This is a genomic window from Blautia glucerasea (assembly GCF_013304385.1).
GTDB lineage: Bacteria > Bacillota > Clostridia > Lachnospirales > Lachnospiraceae > Blautia_A > Blautia_A ammoniilytica.
On sequence record NZ_JAAITU010000004.1, the window covers coordinates 113929 to 135990 of the forward strand.

Here is a 22062-nt window from a genome sequence, read left to right on the forward strand (position 1 = left end):
CAGGTAAGTTGGCGACCTGCATGGCACTTTTGCTATATCAGCTGGGAGATGCCTCCCACCTCTATAGGTGGTGAGTAACAAGCTGGTATCAGTGGTGGGAGTCAATCCCCCAGCTGATATAGCCTCCGGCAGGATTGCAGAGGTGCGCAGGAGAAGTATGTCATGCAATTGCATGACGCGCACCTCGCAGCAAGAATGCCGAGGCATTCTTGAATGGAAAGATGGACGAGGTTTCCGCCCGGTGAAATAAAGTGAAGAAAATTCAATTATGTCATTTGTAATTTCAATTTAGTCAAATGAAAAGCAAATGACTAAATTAAAATGGTTGACGACGAAATTAAAATATAGTAGACTAAAGATGGTTAATTAAACAATAAAGGTCAAATAGAGAAAATAAGTGATTGATGAGGGTGTTGAATGAGAACTTATGATTTTTTGGAAAAATGGGATGAGCTGTTGATTCCGGAAATAGTGAAGAAACTTACTCTGATCAATGAATATAAGGGTGAGCAAAGACTATTTATTGAAGCCCACAAAGATGAACTGAGCCAGTTGGTGGAAATCGCAAAAATACAAAGTACAGAGGCTTCAAACCGGATTGAGGGCATTTCAACAGCGGATGACAGGCTGAAGAATCTGGTACAGGCGAAAACAACACCGAGAAATCGTGATGAGTCGGAGATAGCCGGATACAGAGATGTATTGAATACGATTCATGAGAATTATGATTATATTCCAATAAATGCAAGTTTCATTTTACAATTGCATAGAGATTTATATAAATTTCTTGGAAATATAAATGGCGGTATATTTAAAACTTCGGATAATATTATTCGGGAAACGGATAGAGATGGAAACGAGAGAGTTCGGTTCAGGCCGGTAGCTGCCTGGGAAACATCTGCTTCGATAGACCAACTTTGTGAGGCGTTTTATAAGGCAAAAGATGAAGTGGATCCGTTATTGCTAGACATGATGTTTATTTTGGATTTTCTGTGTATCCATCCATTTAATGACGGAAATGGGAGAATGAGCCGATTGCTTACATTGCTTCTGCTGTATCAATCAGGTTTTATCGTGGGAAAATATATTAGCATAGAAAAAATAATAGAGGACTCGAAGGAAACATACTATGAAGCTCTTATGGATAGTTCTGCAAACTGGCATGAGAATAAAAATGATTACAGGTCTTTTGTAAACTATATGCTTGGGGTGATTATAAGAGCTTATAAGGAATTTGAGTCCAGAGTGAGATTATTGACGGATCCGGGTATATCAAAAGCAGAGCGTATTTGTGAAATGATAAAAGGGCATATAGGTACGATTACAAAAGCCGAATTAATGGAAATGAATCCAGACATAAGTGATACAACCATACAAAGGACGCTGGCAGATTTGGTGAAAAACGGAAAAATAAGAAAAATCGGCGGAGGCCGTTACACAAGGTATGTGTGGAAATTGGAGGATTAGATGATTACAGGTGAATTAAAAAATAAAATTGATAGTTTATGGGACATTTTTGCAGCGGGTGGGTTGGTTAATCCACTTGAAGTAATTGAGCAGATTACATATCTGATGTTTATCCATGATTTGGACGAATCAGATAATTTAAGGGCGAAGGAAAGCGCGATGCTTGGTCTTCCTTATGAGAGTATTTTTGCAGATGAAGTAAAAATTGGAGAAAGAACGATTTCCGGTTCACAGCTTAAGTGGTCTGTCTTCCATGACTTTCCTGCTGACAGAATGTACTCCGTACTGCAGGAATGGGTATTTCCATTCATTAAAACACTGCATAGAGACAAAAACAGTGCCTATTCTAAATATATGGATGATGCTATTTTCAAATTGCCCACACCGCTTGTCTTATCAAAGGTGGTTGATTCATTAGACGAGATTTATAAGATGATGAATGAGATACAAACGGTGGATGTGAGAGGAGATGTATATGAGTATCTTTTGTCTAAAATTGCACAATCCGGACGCAATGGACAATTCAGAACACCAAGACACATTATCCGCATGATGGTAGAAATGATGGATCCGTCAAGTGATGAGGTAATTTGCGATCCGGCCTGCGGAACTTCAGGATTTTTAGTTGTATCCGGTGAATACCTGAAAGAAAAGAAAAAAGAAGAAATATTTTTTAACAGACAGAAAAAGGATCATTATATGAATCACATGTTCCATGGATATGATATGGATCGCACCATGCTTCGCATCGGGGCTATGAATATGATGACACATGGAATTGATAATCCATTTATTGAATATAGAGATAGCTTATCGGATCAAAACTCAGATAAAGACAAATATTCTCTGGTACTTGCAAATCCCCCCTTTAAAGGAAGTCTGGATGCAGAATCAGTTTCAGGAGATTTGCTGAAAATCTGCAAAACAAAGAAAACGGAATTGCTGTTTCTTGCACTGTTTCTTAGAATCCTGAAAATTGGTGGAAGATGTGCCTGTATTGTTCCAGATGGTGTGCTGTTTGGATCTTCAAAGGCACACAAGGATATCCGAAAAGAAATTGTTGAAAATCAAAGATTAGAGGCAGTTATTTCCATGCCTTCCGGCGTATTTAAGCCATATGCCGGGGTATCAACAGCTATTCTCATATTTACAAAAACAGAACATGGCGGGACGGATCAGGTTTGGTTTTATGATATGACAGCGGATGGATTGAGCTTGGATGATAAACGATCTCCAGTTGCAGAAAATGATATTCCGGACATTATTGAAAGATTTAAGCATCTTGATATGGAAGCCGACAGAAAACGCACAGATAAATCATTTATGGTTCCAAAGCAGGATATTGTTGATAATGGATATGATCTTAGTATTAATAAATACAAAGAGATAGAGTATGTTGCTGTCCAGTATCCACCAACATCCGAAATTATGACCAATATTCGTGAAATTGAGATGGAAATCGGGAAGGAAATGGATGAATTGGAAAGGCTGTTAAATTTGTAAGGAAAGGTATGCAAAACGATCAATTCGGATTTGCAGGGATGAATATGAAATATAAGCTTAAAGATATATTTGATTTGCAGATGGGAAAGACGCCATCTCGCAATAATACAGAATATTGGAATACAAAAGAACATAAATGGATTTCAATAGCGGATCTTACTAAAACTGGAAAGTATATTTCAGAAACTAAAGAGTGCCTTTCGGATTGTGCCATTGATGACAGTGGGATAAAAGTTATCCCAGCTAATACTGTAGTGATGAGTTTTAAACTATCAATTGGTAAAACGGCAATTACTGCTGAAGATATGTATTCTAATGAAGCGATAATGGCATTTCATGACAAACATGTAGTTGAAATCCTTCCTGAGTATATATATTACATGTTTAAATATAAAAATTGGGATGAAGGTAGTAATAAAGCTGTTATGGGTAAGACTTTAAACAAAGCTACTTTATCAGAAGTTGAGATAGATATTTGTTCATTAGAAGAACAAAGGGAGATTGTTAAGGTTCTTGATAAAATGATGACTGTTCTAGGAAGTAGAGAGACAGAATTATCATTGTTAGATGACCTCATCAAAGCCCGATTTGTCGAATTGTTTGGTGATGAGAATAATTCAAAAAAATGGGATGTTGTAAACGTTGAAGATGTGGCTGATGTACAGGTTGGAGTAGTTATTAAACCTTCTCAATATTATACAGACGAAGAGAATGGAATAAGAGCATTTCGTTCTCTTAATATTGGGGCTGGATATATTAAGGATACTGAGTGGGTATATTTTACAGAAGAAGGACATCAGAAGAATTCAAAATCTATTCTCAAGGTTAATGATTTGCTGATTGTGCGGTCAGGAGCGCCTGGTACTGCGTGTGTTGTTACTGAAGAGTACGCAGGATATAACGCAATTGACATCATTATCGCTCATCCAAATTGTGAAAAAATAAATCCATATTACTTGTGTACATTTACAAATATGCCTCATGGAAAAAAGCAAATTGAAGAAGGCACAGGTGGAGCAGCTCAACAACATTTCAATGTTGGCAAATATAATAAGTTACAAGTGATGTTACCGCCTAAAGAGTTGCAAGATGAATTTGTGGATTTCGTCACTCAAGTCGACAAATCAAAAGTTGCAGTGCAAAAAGCTTTAGACGAAACACAAACTTTATTTGATTCCCTGATGCAGGAGTATTTCGGATGAGGAGGTTGAAGCACATGGACAAAAATAATTCCATCCAGCTTTTTGAAGATAGAAAAATACGCACCGCATGGGACGAAGAACAGGAAGAATGGTATTTTTCTGTTCAAGATGTAGTTGCAGTTTTGGTGGAAAGTTCAGATCCGAAACAGTACATAAAGAAAATGCGTGCTCGTGATCCGGAACTGTCTGCCAACTGGGGTACAATTTGTACCCCAGTTCAAATGCCAACCGCAGATGGTAAAATGCGAAAAATCCAAGCAGCCAATACCGAAGGATTGTTAAGAATTATCCAGTCAATTCCTTCTCCAAAGGCAGAACCTTTTAAGCGTTGGTTGGCTCAGGTTGGCCGTGAACGCATTGAAGAAACGATTGATCCGGAACAGGCAATTGACCGCGCATTAGAGACCTATCAAAAAAAAGGATACGATACAGACTGGATTCATCAGAGACTTCTTTCTATCCGAGTCCGTAATGAGCTTACCACTGAATGGCAGGAGCGCGGAGTGCAGCAAGGCAAAGAGTATGCCATTCTCACCGATGAGATCACGAAAGCATGGTCTGGCATGACTACTCGGCAATATAAGAATCTGAAAGGTTTGAAAAAAGAAAATCTTCGAGATAACATGAGTACGATGGAAATTGTTCTGAATATGCTGGCAGAGGCAACAACCACAGAATTGTCAAAAGCACATCAGCCGGAAGGTTTTTCAGAAAGTCAGAATATTGCCCGTCGTGGTGGCAGCTATGCCGGTCAGGTTCGAAAAGATATAGAGAAGGATACCGGGCGACCGGTCATTACATCACAGAACGCCGCACAGATTAATGCTGTAGTCATTGACACGATAGAAAGTGTAGCAGAAACGGAAAAGCCTGAAAATGACGAAAATAAATAAAAAAAGTGGGAGTACAACCAATCGGACGAACCGAAAAACGGTACTCCCGTTTTGGGTGATAAAAAGTGTTTGAAATTGAGAGCTTTTCTATCGTTTGAGTACAAAGGATGGACTGAATCTGAAAAATACGGTAAAATCAGCATTAGAAATGATGGTGGGAAATCGGAAAGTTGTAGTGAAAAAAGCATTAGACGAAACACAAACATTATTTGATTCCATGATGCAGGAGTATTTCGGATGAGGAGACAATATTATGGCAATGATGACAGTATATCATGGTGGATATGAACCAGTGGAAAAACCTGAAATCCGAAAGGGAAGAAATACGAAAGACTTTGGAACAGGTTTTTACTGCACAGTTATTAAAGAACAGGCACAAAGATGGGCGAGGCGATATAACACAAAAGTGGTATCTATTTATGATGTCAGATTAAATACCGATTTACGAATTAAAGAGTTTCGGGAAATGACAGAAGAGTGGTTGGATTTCATTGTTGCTTGCAGAACGGGGAAAGAACACAGCTATGATATTGTGATTGGTGCCATGGCAGATGATCAAATATATAATTTTGTGTCTGATTATATGGATGGAACCATCACAAGAGAACAGTTCTGGGCATTGGCAAAGTTTAAATATCCTACACATCAAATTGTTTTTTGTACAAAAGAAGCATTAAAATGTCTGCAATATAGAGGATGCGAGGAAGTGTGAGTATGATTGGCGAGGGTAGAGAACCGAAAAAAGATAATGATTTGTTTTATATTTGTGGTTTGATTGATTATATTGCACGAAAGACCAAAAACAAAAGATCTTATATTGTGAATCAATTAGGGAAGAAACGTCTGGAAAAAATATATGATCTGGCGGATGTTTATCATTGTGATAATATTGATCAGGTAAGCGAAGAATTTATAGAGGATGCAGATATAAAAAATGGATCTTTTGATAATGTTGGAGAATGTAAATATTCGATTCCATCACATTGGGATATTGGAAAAGTGTATAAACGTCTGATAATACGCATATCTGAAGAAGAGCAGAAAGACAGGATAGATGCACTGATGGAAGCTTATAATTCATTTATCAGTTTGAAAATCGATGATTATAACAGCAGTGTTTATTATGAAAACCCAGAATATATTTTCCAATGCTATAAAGAAAATAAAATGTTATAAAGAAAATAAAATGGCTATTGCAGGTGAAGGATGTTGGTATCTTTGAAAGGAGATATCAACATGGAAGAAAAAATCGTAAGGGTATTAAATGAGATGTCGGAGTATCTTTCTATTTCACAGATGAAAAAACTGCAAGAAGTTATTTTGAAAGCTTTTTCTGAAAATGAGGCAGATAAGCAACAGATTTCAAATCTGGAATTTTTGAAAATGTTTTTAGATGCCAAAAAGATAGAAGGGTGTTCCGAACGGACCATTCAATATTATAAAGTGACTGTCGAACATTTATTTTCCATAATAGACACTGAGGTGAGAAAAATCACCACGGAAGAAATCAGAAGATATCTGGCAGAGTATCAGAAAATTAATGGTTGTTCTAATGTGACAGTTGATAATATCCGGAGAAATATTTCAAGCTTCTTTTCCTGGCTGGAAGAAGAGGACTATATCTTAAAAAGTCCGATGAAAAGAATCCATAAAATTAAAACCAAAACAGTGGTGAAAAATGTAATTACAGATGAAGGAATAGAAAAACTTCGGGATAACTGTTCAGAAATTCGTGATTTGGCAATGATAGATTTATTGTATTCTACAGGTATAAGAGTGGGAGAGTTAGTAAATCTGAATATTGATGATATTGATTTGGATGGACGAGAATGTGTTGTGTATGGTAAAGGGGATAAAGAACGCAGAGTATATTTTGATGCAAAGGCAAAAGTCCATTTAAAGAGGTATATAGAAAGCAGGTGCGACGATAATGGAGCATTATTTGTCACGCTAGATTCACCTTATGCCAGACTAAAAATCAGTGGTGTAGAAATACGATTGCGCCAACTTGGAAGAAGACTAGACTTAGATCGAATCCATCCGCACAAATTTCGGAGAACGATGGCAACCAGAGCCATTGATAAGGGAATGCCTATAGAGCAAGTGCAGAGAATACTGGGGCATTCTCAAATTGATACAACTATGCAATATGCAATGGTAAATCAAAGCAATGTAAAATCATCCCATCAGAAATATATGTCCTGAAAAAAATGAAATTCGGATTTGCAGGGATGATGTAGATGGAAAAAAAATGGCAATATAGAAAATTAGGGGATGTATGTATAGTAGAACGCGGTGGATCTCCTCGACCTATTGATCAATATATTACTGATGATGAAAATGGAATAAATTGGATAAAGATTGGTGATACTACAGAGTCTATGTTTATTACAGAGACTGCACAGAAAATTAAATCAGAAGGGATGAAAAAATCACGTTATGTACAGCCTGGTGATTTCTTGCTTTCTAATTCGATGAGTTTTGGAAGGCCGTATATTCTTAAAATAGATGGTTGTATTCACGATGGTTGGCTTGTTTTACGTGATAAAGAGGAACTGTTTGACAAGAGATTTTTATATTACTATCTGAGCTCCAAAACAACTTATCATAAATTTAAAGGAATGGCAGTTGGAGGAGTAGTTAACAACTTAAATAGCGACATGGTAAGAAAAGTCGAGGTTCCAGTTCCTTCTAAGGTAGAACAGGCTGAAATAGCAGATTTGCTGGATAAATTGAACTCGGTAATTCTGATGCGACAGCAGGAACTTGAGAAACTAGATGACTTGATTAAAGCCCGATTTGTTGAGATGTTTGAGGATAAAGAAAAAGCCTGGCCGGTTGTTACCATCGCAGATATTTGTAAGGATTCGAGAACTGGACCTTTTGGCAGTGCATTGCATCATGATGAGTTTGTTAACGAAGGAATTTTTGTTTTAGGAATTGATAACGCTGTCGAAAATAAATTTTCCTATAATCGTATGCGATACATAACTGAGGATAAATACCAGCAACTAAAACGATATACCGTTTATCCTGGAGATGTGATAATAACAATAATGGGCACTGTTGGTCGTTCTGCTGTTATACCAAAAGATATGCCTAAAGCAATAAATACCAAGCATTTGGCATGTTTAACTCCTAATGCGGGAGTTGTCGATTCCTATTTCCTTTGTAATGCCTTTCAAATCCATCCGGATATAAAACAACAACTTAGAGGACAAACAAAAGGTGCAATTATGGATGGATTAAACCTTACAATCATAAAAGGTCTGAAGTTCAGATTACCACCACTTGAATTGCAGAAACAGTTTTTGGAATTCTATAACCAAGTCGACAAATCAAAAGTTATGAATGTAATCTAAAACCTAATTTTTACGGTGCCAATAGAAGATGAAACAGTTTGGCTCACACAAGCGTAGATGACAGAAGTATTTGATAGAGACGTACCTGTCATTTTAAAATAAAAACGTAGATACAGCAATTAGCAGCAGCGGACACACTGCCTGGAACAGAAGGGAGGCTTTCACATGAGAACCAATTTTGATTATTTAAAAGCGGAATCAAAATTCTCAAGCTTTGCAGATGTGGCTATATCGGCAGAAAAAATTATATTAATGGATCCGGAAGCAAGTATTCTCAATTGCCGCAGGGCGATGGAATTTGCGATTAAGTGGATGTATTCTGTAGATGCGGAACTGGAAAAGCCCTATCAGGATAATCTGCAAAATCTGATGAATGCAGAAGAGTATAGACAGATTATAGGATCTGACTTGTGGAAGCGTATGGATTATATCCGCAGAAGTGGAAACAATGTTGCACATAGTAATAAAAAATTAGGCAGAGATGAAGCAATGCTTTGTCTGGAGAATCTGTTTATTTATTTGGATTATATTGCATATTGTTATGCAGATCAGTACGAGGAACATTCATTTGATAAAACAATCATAACATCCAGAATTAAGAAGGCTAAGGAATCAACGGAAGCGGCAAAAACAGCAAGAATAGAATTAGAAAAAGAGCAGGAAAAATTTGCCAGACAAGAACTTGACTTACAGAAATTAATGGAAGAAAATGCCTCTCTTAAAGAAAAACTGTCTGCCCGCAGGCTGGAACAGCAGCAGACGTATGTGCCGAAGCCACTTGATCTATCTGAATATAAAACCCGGAAGCTTTATATTGATTCTATGTTAATGGATGCAGGGTGGATAGAAGGCAAGGACTGGATGAATGAAGTTGAACTTTTCGGGATGCCAAATAAGTCAGAAACTGGACGTGCAGATTATGTTCTTTATGATGATATGCATCGACCATTGGCAATTGTAGAAGCCAAAAGAACTTGTGTTGATATTTCAAAAGGAAGACAACAGGCAAAACTTTATGCTGATATACTGGAACAACAATATAAAAGAAGACCGGTTGTTTTTCTTACCAATGGATTCGAGACGCATATTATTGATGGTCAATATCCGGAAAGAAAATGTTCAGTTATTTATTCTAAAAGAGATTTGGAAAAGTGGTTTAATTTACTGACCATAAGAACCAGCCTGAAACATGTGACAGTGGACAAAGCGATTGCAGGAAGATATTATCAGGAAGCTGCGGTTAAAGCAGTATGCAGCAGTTTTGATGAGAAGAACCGGAGAAAGGCCTTACTCGTTATGGCAACAGGTTCAGGAAAAACAAGAACAGCCATTGCATTATGCAAGTGCCTGCTGGATGCCGGCTGGGTAAAGAATATTCTTTTTCTGGCAGACAGAAATTCATTGGTGACACAGGCTAAAAGAAGTTTTGTGAATGCATTTTCAGACAGATTATCTTGTACAAATCTTGTTGAGGAAAAAGATAATTACAATGCACAGTGTGTTTTCTCAACTTATCAAACCATGATAAACTGTATTGATGTAGTAAATGATAATTGTGGAAAGCTGTTTACGTGCGGGCATTTTGATCTTGTAATCTGTGATGAAGCACATAGATCAATTTACAATAAATATAGAGATATATTTACATACTTCGATGCACCACTGGTGGGACTTACCGCTACCCCCAAGGATGAAATTGATAAGAATACTTACGAAGTGTTTGAACTGGAAAATGGTGTTCCTACATATGGTTATGATTTGGCGCAGGCTGTAAAAGACGGATATCTTGTAGATTATATTTCTGTTGAATCAAAGCTTAAGTTTATTGAACAGGGTATTGTGTATGATGAATTATCAGAAGAAGATAAGGAAGCATATGAGCGAACTTTTGAGGGGGAACATGGTAATCTGCCGGAAGCTATTAGTTCATCAGCGTTGAATACGTGGATATTTAACGAGGATACGATAAAACAGGTACTGAATATCCTGATGACAGAAGGGCTGCGAGTGGATTATGGTCAAAAACTGGGCAAGACGATTATTTTTGCCAAGAATCATGATCATGCAGAAAAAATACTTGAAGTTTTTAATAAAGAATATCCACATCTGCCTGATTTTTCAAAGGTTATAGATAACTATATAACCTATGCACAGAGTGCGATCGATGAGTTTTCCGATCCCAAGAAGATGCCTCAGATAGCTATTTCTGTAGATATGCTGGATACAGGCATTGATGTGCCAGAGGTTTTGAATCTGGTGTTTTTCAAAAAAGTGATGAGCAAAGCAAAATTCTGGCAAATGATAGGAAGAGGAACAAGGCTTTGTCCAGGTTTGCTTGATGGAGAAGACAAGCAGAAGTTTTATATTTTTGATTTCTGTGGAAATTTTGAATTTTTCCGTATGAATAAAGGGAAAGCTACCGCCAATATGATTGCGCTTCAGGGAGCGATTTTTAATCTGAAGTTTGAAATTTCCTATAAGCTTCAGAATATTGAGTACCAAATTGACCGATTAATTGCATATCGCAAAGCGTTGGTGAAACAAATGAGTGAAAAAGTACAGGAATTACCAAGAGATAACTTTGCTGTGCGGCAACACTTGAAATATGTGGAACTATATTCTTCAGAAAAGAATTATAATACACTTACATATGAAGACACTTTAATTATTAGGGAAGAAGTTGCACCTTTGATATTGCCAGACGGAGACGATGCAAGTGCAGTGCGGTTTGATGCGCTTATATATGGAATTGAACTGGCTTACTTAGTGGGGAAAAAGTATTTAAAGGCCCGAACCGATTTACATAAAAAAGTGGATCAGGTTGCAGGTGTGGCTAATATTCCGGAAATTCAGGCACAATCTGATTTGATTCATAAGATTTTGAATACCGACTATTTGGATCATGCCGGGATTAATGAGTTTGAGGAAATCAGAGAAAGACTTCGTGGTTTAATGAAGTATATTCCAAAAGGCAATGTGAAATATGTTACCAATTTTGCAGATGAACTTCTTTCAACAGAGTGGAAAGAAGCGGAACTTGAAAATGATGAATTGACGAATTATAAAGCAAAGGCAGAGTATTATATCAGGCAGCATCAGGATAATATAGTGATTGCGAAGTTAAAGACAAATAAGCCTTTGACATCAGCAGATCTGGTATCTTTGGAAGAGATTCTGTGGCGTGAAGTTGGCACCAAACGGGATTATGAATCTGAATTTGGAACAAAGCCACTTGGCGAATTTGTCAGAGAGATTGTTGGGTTAGACATGAATGCGGCGAAAGAAGCATTTTCTGAATATCTTACAAATACAAGTCTTGACAGCAGGCAGATTTATTTTGTAAACCAGATAGTGGAATATATTGTTCATAATGGTATGATGAAAGACCTTTCCGTACTTCAGGAATCGCCATTTACCGACCAGGGAAGTATTGTTGAAATATTCACGGATCTGACGGTATGGACGGGAATCAAAAAGGTTATAGATACAATCAACGCCAATGCAGCATAAGTGGCTTTATACGAGAGGAGAATCAAGATGGATCAGGGATTTCAGAAGCTGGAACGCAGCTTAATCGATGTGATCAAGGAAGAGCAGGCAAAGCTGGGCTACCAGAAAGAAAAAATACAGCTGTATTACCCGCTGTCTTCATTGAATCATTTTTTCAGTACACAGGACAGCGAAGAGGAGATGGCAGGTCGGTTGAAAGAAATGCGGGAGTCCATAAAGGGGAAGTTAGGTGAGGTGGCGGTGTCTCATAAAAATGACAGATTCTGTTTCCATATACCGGAGGAAGGAAGCGTGTATGTACATGAGCACACCCAGCCGGATGAATTTATTAAGGCACTGATCCAGCTGATCCCGGATCATGACTGTACTATTGAACGGATTCGGGAGCTTTTTGATAAATACTGGGCGAAGGTAGAGTTTACAAAGATGGATAGTGATGAATTTGATTATCTGATCCGTTTTCTGGATAAAGAGGATGACCCATATTATTACTGTTTTAAGGATGAAGGCTGCCATTTTATTTATCACAGATTCCTTCCGGAAGACTATCAGGAATTTGGGTTTTGATCATGGAAAAAGCAGGAATTGTGTGCTGCTCGAATGGTTTGCAAAAGAGCAGCCAGAAAGATCTTCAAGCACTGGAGTTGGTACTGAAAGGTATGGGCTTGGAACCGGTATATTCCCCATATCTTTATGCACAGGAGCATGTGTGGAGCGGGACTGCCAGGCAACGGGCAGATGCACTTATGGAATTTTACAGGGATGAAGAAATCCGTCAGATTTTTGATGTTTCAGGCGGAGATCTGGCCAATGGAATCCTTCCGTATCTGGATTATGCACAAATTCAGAAAAGCGATAAGTGTTTCTGGGGATACAGTGATCTTACCACGGTACTGAATGCAATCTATACAAAGACAGGCAGATCCTCAGTTCTTTATCAGGTGAGGAATCTGGTTTATGATCAGGGGGAACGCCAGCAGAAGGAACTGCAGGCAGCTTTATGCGGACAGGAAGATACACTCTTTCAGTTTCCCTATGAATTTCTGCAGGGAGAGACCATGGAAGGCATAGTCGCAGGCGGCAATATTCGATGCTTTCTGAAACTGGCAGGAACACCTTATTTTCCGGATCTGGAAGGCAAGATCCTGCTTCTGGAAGCATTGGGCGGACAGGAAGGACAGATGCTTACCTATCTAAGTCAGCTGCAGCAGCTGGGGGCTTTTGAAAAAGTCATAGGGATCCTGCTTGGCACGTTTACACGTATGGAAAGCCAGGGACAGCTGATGTATCCTCTTTTGAAACCTTTTATTTCGGAGTTATTGCCGGTAGCAAGAACATGGATGATCGGTCATGGCACGGATGCGAAAGCAATACGTGTGGGGGAAGTATACAGACTAAAAAAACAATAAGCTCAAAGGCATCGAGCAGAAATACGATAAATGGGATAAATGCAGAAAGACAGACTTGTGAATAGTTTGTATCAGAAAAGTGCTGCACAGGAGAATGACAGGATGATAAAGGTAGATCTGATCACGGGTTTTCTTGGCTCCGGGAAAACCACATTTATGAAAAAATATGCGGAGTATCTGATTGAAAAAGGCATGAATATTGGAATACTGGAGAATGACCACGGAGCAGTGAATGTGGATATGATGCTTCTGCACGATCTGGAAGGGGAGCACTGCGAATTGGAAATGATTGCAGGTGGCTGTGATCGGGAAACTCACAGAAGACGATTCAAAACGAAGCTGATTGCAATGGGGATGTGCGGTTATGACCGGGTACTGATCGAGCCATCCGGGATCTTTGACGTGGATGAATTTTTTGACGCATTGTATGAGGAACCGTTGGATAAATGGTATGAGATCGGCAACGTGATCACGATTGTTGATGCCGGGCTTCCGGAAAAGCTGGATGACCAGGGAGAATATCTGCTGGCATCGGAAGCAGCTGAGGCAGGATGTGTGGTCTTAAGTAAATGCCAGAAATATTCAGAAGAACAGGCAGATGCGGCGATCAATCACCTGAACCGGGCGCTGGAACAGGTAAAATGTAGCCGCAGATTCCAGGATGAAGTGCTGTGCAAAGACTGGGATACTTTGACGGACAGGGATTTTGATATGCTTCTTGGTTGCGGTTATCGGACAGAAGCCTATGAAAAGCAGTATTTTGATGAAAAACAGGGATTTGACACTCTTTATTTTATGAATATGGAGATTCCGGGAGAAAGACTTGCCGGGGCAGCAGAGAAAATATTAAATGATTCTGGCTGTGGTCAGGTTTCCAGGATCAAAGGCTTTGTAAAAGAAGGGGACGGGTGGCTGGAAGTAAATGCCACTCATGGAGAGATCACAGTGCAGCCGGTTTCAGCTGGCCAGGCAGTGATCATTGTGATCGGGGAAGGGATGAACCGGGAACAGATCCAGTTATATTGGGAACAAGAATAAAGAAGAGGATGTGGGAATTTTGTATTAGCCCACATCCCTTTTTTTTACGTTGTCTGAAATGAAAAAAATGAAAAGATTTCAGAAATGGATAAGAAAATATAGTGATAAATGTCAAAAATATATAATGAAAAGGTGCAAAATATAGAAAAAACACACGTATAGCACAAAAATGTTGACCGTATTTCTGAAAAATGATATGTTTTAGATGAAAAATGAAATAAACACTGAAAAAATGAAAAACATATGAAATTATAAAGGAGGTAATGAGATGGTAAAAATCGGAATTATAGGCTGTGGAAAGATTGCACAGGTTCGTCATATTCCGGAATATCTGGATAATCCGAATGCAAAACTGATCGGCCTTTATGATCTGAATCAGCAGCGGGCAAAGGATCTTGCTGAAAAATACGGCTGCAGGTCTTATGAAAGCATTGAGGATATGCTGGCTGATCCGGAAATTGATGCAGTCAGTGTATGTGCAGCAAATCATGTTCATGCCGAAATTACGATTGCAGCATTAAAAGCAGGAAAACATGTACTTTGTGAAAAACCGATGGCAACAAAATTAAAAGACTGTCAAATGATGGTGGATACAGCAGAGCAGATGGGCAAAAAACTTATGATCGGTCAGAATCAGAGATTTGCAAAGGCTCATGCAGAAGCACGAAAACTCATCCAGCGTGGAGATATCGGAAACGTTCTTACTTTCAGAACAACCTATGGACATGGCGGCCCGGAAACATGGAGTATAGATGCCGGCCCACAGAACTGGTTCTTTGATAAGAAGAGAGCTGTAATGGGAGCAATGGCCGACCTTGGAGTCCATAAGACAGATCTGATCCAGTATCTGCTTAATGATACAGTAGAAGAAACAACTGCAAAAGTGATGACACTGGATAAGAAAGACAGTAATGGAAACCTGATCGGTGTAGATGATAATGCCATCTGTATTTACAAAATGAAGAGCGGAATCATCGGAACGATGACAGCCAGCTGGACGTATTATGGAGAGGAAGACAATTCCACGATCATCTATGGAACAGAAGGAATGCTTAAGATTTATCATGATCCCAAATACTGTATCGAACTGATCCGTAAAGACGGCGGAAAAGTGTTCTATGATATCGACCAGATCCAGACAAATGATAATCAGACAAAATCAGGAATCATTGATTCATTTGTAGAATCTGTGGAAAATGACACAGAACCTGCTGTTCCGGGAAAAAGTGTACTCAGTGCAATGAAAGTAATTTTCGGAAATCTGAAATCAAGCGAACTTGGAAGATGCGTTCGCGTAGATGAGGAGGAATTAGAGTGAAGATAGGGTTAGTCAGTGCAATTCTGGAAGATTATGATTTCAAAAAAATGATCGATACAGTTTCAGAGATTGGCTATGAATGTGTGGAAGTTGCCTGCTGGCCAAAAGCCAAAGCAGAGCGCAGATATGCAGGAGTCAGCCACATTGATGTGGCAAATCTGGGAGATAAAGAAGCAGAAGAAATCCTTTCTTATTGCAAAGAGAAAAATGTAGAGATTTCTTCTCTAGCATTTTATCCGAATACCATGGATGGTAATCTTGAAAAAAGAGTCGCCAACATAGAACACTTATATAAAGTGATTGATGCAAGCAAAAAACTTGGAATTAACCTTGTTACAACCTTTATTGGAAGAGACCAGACAAAGACAGTAGAAGAAAATCTGGAACTGGTAAAAGAAATCTGGATTCCAATCGTGCGTTACGCAGAAGAAAAGAAAGTACGTATTGCGATTGAAAACTGTCCCATGCTCTTTGACGGAGATCAGTGGCCAGGTGGACAGAACCTGATGACCACACCGGTAATCTGGAGAAAAGTTTTTGATATTCTTGACAGTGATTATATCGGAATCAATTATGATCCATCTCATTTTGTATGGCAGATGATTGATTACATTCAGCCGCTTTATGAGTTTAAGGATAAAATTTTCCATGTACATTACAAAGACATAAAACTTTTTAAAGAGAAACTGAAAGAGTGTGGAACAATGGCATATCCGCTTCAATATATGAAGCCGAAGCTTCCGGGACTGGGAGATGTGGATTGGGGTAAATATGTATCCGCATTGACAGACATTGGATTTGAAGGATATACCTGCATTGAAATCGAAGATAAATCTTTTGAAGGTTCTGAAGAACGAGTTCTGGACAGCCTGAAACTTTCTCTGAGATATATGAGACAGTTTGTGATCTGAAAAGACGATCTGATTTATTAAAATGTTAAAAGCTGAAATAATGCGGGGGAAAACCGCTTATTAAAAACAAACATATTCCAAAAGGAGGAAATGAATTATGAAGAAAACAGTAGTTTGCACGCTTATCGCAGCTATGACAATGGGCAGTATGGTTACTCCTGTATTTGCGGACGGAGAAGGAGATGCTACACACGTTTATGTACTGACAGCTCCGGAAGATCATGGCTGGACTGGTTCCGTAGCAACATTCGCAAAAGAAAAAATCGAAGAAGTAAATGATGCCGGAACTTACAGTGCAGAACTGATCACATCTGCAGATGCGGCAGAACAGATCGTCAACATTGAAGATATCATCGCAGCTGGTGAAGACAATATCGCCGTTGTTATTCAGCCAATCGATGACACTGTTCAGTCTGCAATCCAGCAGCTGGTTGACGCTGAGATCCCATATGTAGCATTTGACCGTATCATCGATGGTGTAGCTGACAGTGCAGTATCCAATGTAAAAGGTGACAACGAAGGTATCGGTGCAGCATGTGCAGCTTACTATACAGAGCAGGGACTGAAACCTGGTGATGCAGTTTATGTATACGAAGGAGATACTTCTTCTGTAACAACTCTCCGTGACAGTGGATTTACAAAATACCTTACAGGAGAACTGGAATATGATGGAAAAACAATCGCAGACGATGCAAAATGGTCAGAAGATGATCTTAAATCCATTACATATTCAGGCGCTATGAACTGGAGCCGTTCTGATACAAAAACCTCTTTTGAATCTCTGCTGGGTGATGCATCAAATGCAGACATCAAATGGTTCTATGCAGAAGATGATGAACTTGCAATGGGTATCCTTGAAGCTCTTCAGGGTGGTGGAATTGACGATGCAACAAAAGAAAAATTCCTTGGAAATACACCATATCTGACAGGCTGCGGTGGACTGGATGAACTTTATGCAGTACTTCGTGGAGAATCCTTCACAGATATCGCAGATCAGTTTGGCGGTATTGTATCTGTAACTTACAGCCCGGCAATGATCCAGACAGCAATCCAGGATATGGTTGATTATCTGGATGGAAAAGATGTAGAGCAGGATCACGTAATTGCCTGTGAAATCGTAAATAAGGACAACGTAAAAGATTATCCTTCTTTCTAAATCAAATATTTTCATGATATAATCTTTTTAAATAAGACAGAAATGACGAAGGGAACTGCAAAGTTCCCTTCTGTCAGATAATTAAGTGAATGTGTATCAGAGCAGTGTATCAGAAAGCCCGACAGATCGGGCGAGGAGGCGAGAATTATGAGTTTGCTGCAGATGAGTAACATCTGTAAGTCCTTCAGTGGGGTTCCGGTACTGAAAAATGTACAGCTTACAGTAGAAAAAGGGGAAGTGCATGCACTTCTTGGCGAAAATGGTGCGGGAAAGTCAACGCTTATGAACGTTTTGACGGGTGTATTTCCTCGCGATAAAGGTGAAATAGAATTTGATGGAAATAAATTAAAAAATATTACGATCAAGCAGTCTGAGAATATGGGAATTGCTTTTGTACATCAGGAATTAAATTTATTTAACGATTTAAAAGTTTATGAAAATATATTCCTTCAGAAAGAATATACAAATAAACTGGGCCGCCTGGATAAGAAAAAAATGATTCAGGAGGCAGAGAGACTGTTTCAGGAACTGGGAGTGGATATTGATCCTACACAGCAGGTTTCTAAATTAAAAACAAGCCAGAAACAGCTGCTTGAAATATCAAAAGCTCTGTTTTTTAAAGCAAAACTTCTGATTTTGGATGAGCCTACAACATCATTAAATAATGATGAGGTGGCACATCTGTTTGACATTGTCAATAATTTGAAGAAAAAGGGAACTTCCTTTATCTTTATTTCACATAAAATGCCGGAGATTTTCCGCCTGTCAGACCGATATACCGTATTCCGAAACGGAGAATTTGTAGGCACCGGAAATATAAAAGATACCACACCAGAAGCTGTGACACGTATGATGGTTGGTGAGAAATACTCAGATCAGGATGTTTATGAAAAAAGACCCCTTGGAGACATGATCCTGGAGCTGAAGAATTTCAGTGGAGAAGGTTTTCGCAATATCAATCTGGCAGTGAAAAAAGGCAGCATCGTTGGACTGACTGGTCTTCAGGGTGCCGGAAGCAGTGAACTGATGCAGTGTATGTTCGGTGTAACAAGAGCATACAGCGGTCAGATGCGTGCGATGGGCAAAGTTATGAGGGATCATTCTATTCATACGGCCATGACTGATGGAATTGCGATGCTGGCATCAAACAGGAAGGAAAATTCTGTGATTCCGGATATGAGTATCCTGGAAAATATGTATCTGTCAGAGCATACCCTTTCCGCGTGGAAACCAGTCATCTCAAAAAAGAAAGAAGCCGAAAGATACAAGAAATATAAGGAGATGCTGAACATTAAGGCAAATTCCTGGGAAGATCCGATCACCTCCCTGAGTGGTGGAAATCAGCAGAAAGTATTTCTTGCGCGCTGGCTGAATACAGATGCAGAAATTCTTCTTCTGGACAACCCTACACAGGGAATTGACGTAGGAGCAAAAGCAGAAATCTACAAACTGATCCTGGAACTTGCTAAACAGGGAAAAACAATTCTGATCAATACACTGGAAATACCAGAGATCCAGAAAGTTGCCGATTACTGTGCAGTGTTTTATAACGGCGAGATCATTAAGATCCTGGAACATCAGGAAATTGATGAGATGACCGTTATGATGTATTCAACAAATGCGGCACAGACAGAGGAGGGAAAATAAAATGAGTAAAAAGAATACAACAGTTCCTGGACGTATTGTAGGATTTCTGGGAGAAAATAGTTATATCATTGTTTTTGTGGCAATTTTTATCGTATATGCACTGACAACAAACGGACTGACCTGGAGCGGTATGATGAATGTATTTCGTCATTCTGCAGTAATCGGTATCATTGGACTGGGCATGGGACTGATCTGTATCACTGGTGAGATCGATCTTTCCGTAGGTTCTATGCTGGCTCTTGATGGCGGATTTTCTGTTATAATCTTTAACATAACAAACAGCATTATCCTCACATTTTTATTTGCGGTTCTGTTTGGTGCCTTCTGCGGTTTGATCAATGGCGTGATGGTAGGATGGATCCAGATGCCCGCATTTATCGTTACACTTGCAACAATGCTGATTTATCGTTCTTTTGCACAGTATTTCTGCCAGCATGTGGACAAAGCCTTGATCGGTGGAGGAAGTTCCGTTTACAAAATGGCAAACAGCCAGTCTTCTTATCAGACTCTTTACAATTTCGGTAACGGAAAAGTATCTACGATTCCAATCGTTGGACTGATACTTATTATCATGACCCTTGTTTTTGTATATATTACAACAAGTACAAAATACGGTAAAAAAGTATATGCAGTAGGAAGTAATATGAAAGGTGCGCAAATGGCGGGAATCAATACCGCTGCTGTGAAAATTTCCGTATTTGTGATCGCAGGTGCACTTGTTGGAATTGGTGCTTTTCTCTGGATTGCGATGAATGCTTCTGCCGACCCGGCAACAACAGGAAACAGCTATGAAATGTATGCGATTGCAGCAGCAGTACTTGGTGGGATCAGCATGTCCGGTGGTAAAGGAAAATGCCTTGGAATCCTGTTCGGTGCAATGTCCTATACGATCATTGATAAGATCATCGTGTCCCTTAAGATGGACTCTCTTATCAATAATGCGATCAAGGGAATTATCTTACTGCTGGTTATTATGGTACAGATCATAGGACCGCAGATCAAACAGAAATTAAAAAAGGCTGAATAAAACGCAGGATAAAATAAAAACATAAAACTTGAAAAAGAGAGAAAGCATGAAGAAGATAACCGTTTCATTAATTGCTGAGAAAGCACAGGTTTCACCGGCAACAGTGTCAAGGGTACTGAATCACAGGGAACTGGTGAAAGAGCCGACGATCCGCCGGGTAGAAGAGGCCATGCGTTCACTGGGATGTCAGATGGAAAATACGGTCACTGTTTCAAAGGAAACACAACCATTGGTCGTTCTGAATATTCCGGGAATCGAAAATGCATTTTATCAGGAAATCATTCGGGGAGCACGAGTATCTGCAAAGGCACATGGCTGTCATTTATTGATTCATGAATCACATCTGAATAAAGGAAATATGCTGGATTTCTGTAATCTTTTGCGAAGAGTGGATGCTGCAGGTGTAATTCTTCTAAACCGTATATCAGAAGAGGCCCTGAATCAGATACGGACGATCGCACCTCTGGTACAATGCTGTGAATACAATGAACACGCAGATTATCCGTATGTTAGTATTGATGACACCAAAGCAGCAGAAATTGCAACGGAATATCTTCTGTCAAATGGCGGAAGTAAGATTGCCCTGATCAATGGACCGGGAAATTTTAAATATGCCAGGAGGCGTCAGGAAGGATTTATGAATGCGCTTCAGAAAGCAGAGGTGATGATTCCGAAGCAGTGGATCGTGCAGCTGCCGGAAGTAAGCTATGAGATGGCATATGCAGCCATATGCAGACTGTTGAATTCTGACAGCCGGCCAAATGCTTTTTTTACAATATCAGATATTTTTGCGGCAGCAGTGATCCGTGCGGCAAAGCGTTTTCATCTGCATGTACCGCGGGACATTCTGGTAGTCGGATTTGATAATATCGAGTTATCTTCTATGACAACACCTTCTATTACAACTGTGAATCAGCCCAAATTCCAGATGGGCTATACAGCCTGTGAAATGCTTCTGGAACTGCTGGAAGAACCACAGGAAGAGATGAAGTCTCTTATACTTGATACGGAATTGATAATTCGGGAATCAACATGAAAAAAGAGCGGATGCAGGATAAAACTGCATTCGCTTTTTGAGTGTGTGCATAGATTAATCGATGTGATCAAGAGAGGCGGCTGCCAGGTGCAGCCGCCTTATACTGTATATCATGGTTTAACGAATGATAACTTTTGTTTTTGCATTTATGCCCAGTCCCTTGTCACGGCTGGTATTGGAATATGGTATAACATTAATCGGTGTTTTGCGTCCTCTGTGATTGCCTGAATAAGAAAGGTTTACTTTAAAGTTAGTCCCTTTTCCTTTGCATTTGACGCCGTCTATATATAAGCCTTGTGTACCGGGAAGCTGCTTCTTCAGCTGCACATTCACAGTGAAGCGGGTGGTGTAATATTTACGCCATGTCCATTTCCCCATGTACTTCTCAAATCTGGAGTTATAGGTAACCTTTACATTGCTGACGGAAATGGAACGGATAGCCGGCTTGACTTTTCGCCCTGTCCGATAGGTTTTCACAGTTGAAGAACCATTGATCAGCGAGCCGTCAGGTCCCTTGCAGGCAGAAACAAACTGTTAAGGAAACAATCGGAGTTGGTGTAAACGAAAAAGCAGCCTTGAGTTC

General features: G+C 39.3%; 20 protein-coding genes. 19 read left to right on the forward strand and 1 reads right to left on the reverse strand.

What is annotated here, in order from left to right:
• The first annotated feature begins 417 nt into the window (after positions 1-417).
• From G5B11_RS03085 to G5B11_RS03175, 19 genes are all read left to right on the forward strand, one after another.
• Positions 418-1467 (forward strand): Fic family protein, encoded by a 1050-nt coding sequence (locus G5B11_RS03085; protein ID WP_173726841.1) that lies wholly within the window; start codon positions 418-420, stop codon positions 1465-1467.
• The gene (locus G5B11_RS03090; protein WP_173726842.1) at positions 1468-2970 is read left to right on the forward strand and encodes a type I restriction-modification system subunit M; all 1503 of its coding nucleotides are present in this window, start codon (positions 1468-1470) and stop codon (positions 2968-2970) included.
• An 8-nt stretch (positions 2971-2978) separates the two neighbouring features.
• Entirely contained in the window at positions 2979-4172 is a 1194-nt protein-coding gene (locus G5B11_RS03095) for a restriction endonuclease subunit S (protein WP_173726843.1), read from the forward strand.
• 14 nt (positions 4173-4186) lie between these two features.
• Entirely contained in the window at positions 4187-5065 is an 879-nt protein-coding gene (locus G5B11_RS03100; RefSeq protein WP_173726844.1) for a BRO-N domain-containing protein, read from the forward strand.
• A 94-nt stretch (positions 5066-5159) separates the two neighbouring features.
• Positions 5160-5306: a hypothetical protein gene (locus G5B11_RS03105; protein ID WP_173726845.1), complete on the forward strand. Its 147-nt coding sequence runs from the start codon at positions 5160-5162 to the stop codon at positions 5304-5306.
• A gap of 12 nt (positions 5307-5318) precedes the next feature.
• The gene (locus G5B11_RS03110; RefSeq protein WP_173726846.1) at positions 5319-5777 is read left to right on the forward strand and encodes a DUF3990 domain-containing protein; all 459 of its coding nucleotides are present in this window, start codon (positions 5319-5321) and stop codon (positions 5775-5777) included.
• Positions 5778-5779: 2 nt separating this feature from the next.
• Positions 5780-6241 (forward strand): hypothetical protein, encoded by a 462-nt coding sequence (locus G5B11_RS03115; protein WP_173726861.1) that lies wholly within the window; start codon positions 5780-5782, stop codon positions 6239-6241.
• Positions 6242-6301: 60 nt separating this feature from the next.
• On the forward strand, positions 6302-7270 hold the full coding sequence (gene xerA, locus G5B11_RS03120; protein WP_173726847.1) for a site-specific tyrosine recombinase/integron integrase: 969 nt from the start codon (positions 6302-6304) through the stop codon (positions 7268-7270).
• Between the two features lie 35 nt (positions 7271-7305).
• Positions 7306-8427, forward strand: coding sequence for a restriction endonuclease subunit S (locus G5B11_RS03125; RefSeq protein WP_173726848.1), 1122 nt, complete (start codon positions 7306-7308; stop codon positions 8425-8427).
• A gap of 165 nt (positions 8428-8592) precedes the next feature.
• Positions 8593-11937, forward strand: coding sequence for a DEAD/DEAH box helicase family protein (locus G5B11_RS03130; RefSeq protein ID WP_173726849.1), 3345 nt, complete (start codon positions 8593-8595; stop codon positions 11935-11937).
• A gap of 27 nt (positions 11938-11964) precedes the next feature.
• A complete protein-coding gene (locus G5B11_RS03135) occupies positions 11965-12504 on the forward strand; it encodes a DUF3877 family protein (protein WP_173726850.1) in 540 nt (179 codons plus the stop codon).
• Positions 12505-12506: 2 nt separating this feature from the next.
• Complete coding sequence (locus tag G5B11_RS03140) at positions 12507-13346, forward strand: LD-carboxypeptidase (protein WP_173726862.1); 840 nt, start codon at positions 12507-12509, stop codon at positions 13344-13346.
• 102 nt (positions 13347-13448) lie between these two features.
• Positions 13449-14384: a GTP-binding protein gene (locus tag G5B11_RS03145; RefSeq protein WP_173726851.1), complete on the forward strand. Its 936-nt coding sequence runs from the start codon at positions 13449-13451 to the stop codon at positions 14382-14384.
• A gap of 268 nt (positions 14385-14652) precedes the next feature.
• Positions 14653-15702 carry a Gfo/Idh/MocA family protein gene (locus G5B11_RS03150; RefSeq protein WP_173726852.1) on the forward strand — a complete coding sequence of 350 codons (1050 nt, stop codon included), beginning with the start codon at positions 14653-14655 and terminating at the stop codon, positions 15700-15702.
• Positions 15699-16613 carry a sugar phosphate isomerase/epimerase family protein gene (locus G5B11_RS03155; protein WP_173726853.1) on the forward strand — a complete coding sequence of 305 codons (915 nt, stop codon included), beginning with the start codon at positions 15699-15701 and terminating at the stop codon, positions 16611-16613. Before G5B11_RS03150 ends, G5B11_RS03155 begins: the two co-directional genes overlap by 4 nt.
• Positions 16614-16710: 97 nt before the next feature.
• A complete protein-coding gene (locus G5B11_RS03160) occupies positions 16711-17769 on the forward strand; it encodes a substrate-binding domain-containing protein (RefSeq protein WP_158420836.1) in 1059 nt (352 codons plus the stop codon).
• Between the two features lie 147 nt (positions 17770-17916).
• A complete protein-coding gene (locus G5B11_RS03165; protein ID WP_173726854.1) occupies positions 17917-19416 on the forward strand; it encodes a sugar ABC transporter ATP-binding protein in 1500 nt (499 codons plus the stop codon).
• A 1-nt stretch (position 19417) separates the two neighbouring features.
• The gene (locus tag G5B11_RS03170; RefSeq protein ID WP_158420834.1) at positions 19418-20443 is read left to right on the forward strand and encodes an ABC transporter permease; all 1026 of its coding nucleotides are present in this window, start codon (positions 19418-19420) and stop codon (positions 20441-20443) included.
• Between the two features lie 46 nt (positions 20444-20489).
• The gene (locus G5B11_RS03175) at positions 20490-21479 is read left to right on the forward strand and encodes a LacI family DNA-binding transcriptional regulator (RefSeq protein WP_173726855.1); all 990 of its coding nucleotides are present in this window, start codon (positions 20490-20492) and stop codon (positions 21477-21479) included.
• Between the two features lie 117 nt (positions 21480-21596).
• On the opposite strand, the gene G5B11_RS03180 is transcribed toward G5B11_RS03175, so the two are convergent.
• Positions 21597-21956 (reverse strand): hypothetical protein, encoded by a 360-nt coding sequence (locus tag G5B11_RS03180; RefSeq protein ID WP_173726856.1) that lies wholly within the window; start codon positions 21954-21956, stop codon positions 21597-21599.
• Between the last annotated feature and the right edge of the window lie 106 nt (positions 21957-22062).

Coding starts and splice junctions, on each gene's coding strand:
- G5B11_RS03110 (WP_173726846.1), top strand. CDS start 5,319: ATGGCAATGATGACAGTATATCATGGTGGATATGAACCAGTGGAAAAA.
- G5B11_RS03175 (WP_173726855.1), top strand. CDS start 20,490: ATGAAGAAGATAACCGTTTCATTAATTGCTGAGAAAGCACAGGTTTCA.
- G5B11_RS03100 (WP_173726844.1), top strand. CDS start 4,187: ATGGACAAAAATAATTCCATCCAGCTTTTTGAAGATAGAAAAATACGC.
- G5B11_RS03170 (WP_158420834.1), top strand. CDS start 19,418: ATGAGTAAAAAGAATACAACAGTTCCTGGACGTATTGTAGGATTTCTG.
- G5B11_RS03150 (WP_173726852.1), top strand. CDS start 14,653: ATGGTAAAAATCGGAATTATAGGCTGTGGAAAGATTGCACAGGTTCGT.
- G5B11_RS03140 (WP_173726862.1), top strand. CDS start 12,507: ATGGAAAAAGCAGGAATTGTGTGCTGCTCGAATGGTTTGCAAAAGAGC.
- G5B11_RS03095 (WP_173726843.1), top strand. CDS start 2,979: ATGCAAAACGATCAATTCGGATTTGCAGGGATGAATATGAAATATAAG.
- xerA (WP_173726847.1), top strand. CDS start 6,302: ATGGAAGAAAAAATCGTAAGGGTATTAAATGAGATGTCGGAGTATCTT.
- G5B11_RS03165 (WP_173726854.1), top strand. CDS start 17,917: ATGAGTTTGCTGCAGATGAGTAACATCTGTAAGTCCTTCAGTGGGGTT.
- G5B11_RS03090 (WP_173726842.1), top strand. CDS start 1,468: ATGATTACAGGTGAATTAAAAAATAAAATTGATAGTTTATGGGACATT.
- G5B11_RS03130 (WP_173726849.1), top strand. CDS start 8,593: ATGAGAACCAATTTTGATTATTTAAAAGCGGAATCAAAATTCTCAAGC.
- G5B11_RS03135 (WP_173726850.1), top strand. CDS start 11,965: ATGGATCAGGGATTTCAGAAGCTGGAACGCAGCTTAATCGATGTGATC.
- G5B11_RS03145 (WP_173726851.1), top strand. CDS start 13,449: ATGATAAAGGTAGATCTGATCACGGGTTTTCTTGGCTCCGGGAAAACC.
- G5B11_RS03125 (WP_173726848.1), top strand. CDS start 7,306: ATGGAAAAAAAATGGCAATATAGAAAATTAGGGGATGTATGTATAGTA.
- G5B11_RS03160 (WP_158420836.1), top strand. CDS start 16,711: ATGAAGAAAACAGTAGTTTGCACGCTTATCGCAGCTATGACAATGGGC.
- G5B11_RS03085 (WP_173726841.1), top strand. CDS start 418: ATGAGAACTTATGATTTTTTGGAAAAATGGGATGAGCTGTTGATTCCG.
- G5B11_RS03115 (WP_173726861.1), top strand. CDS start 5,780: ATGATTGGCGAGGGTAGAGAACCGAAAAAAGATAATGATTTGTTTTAT.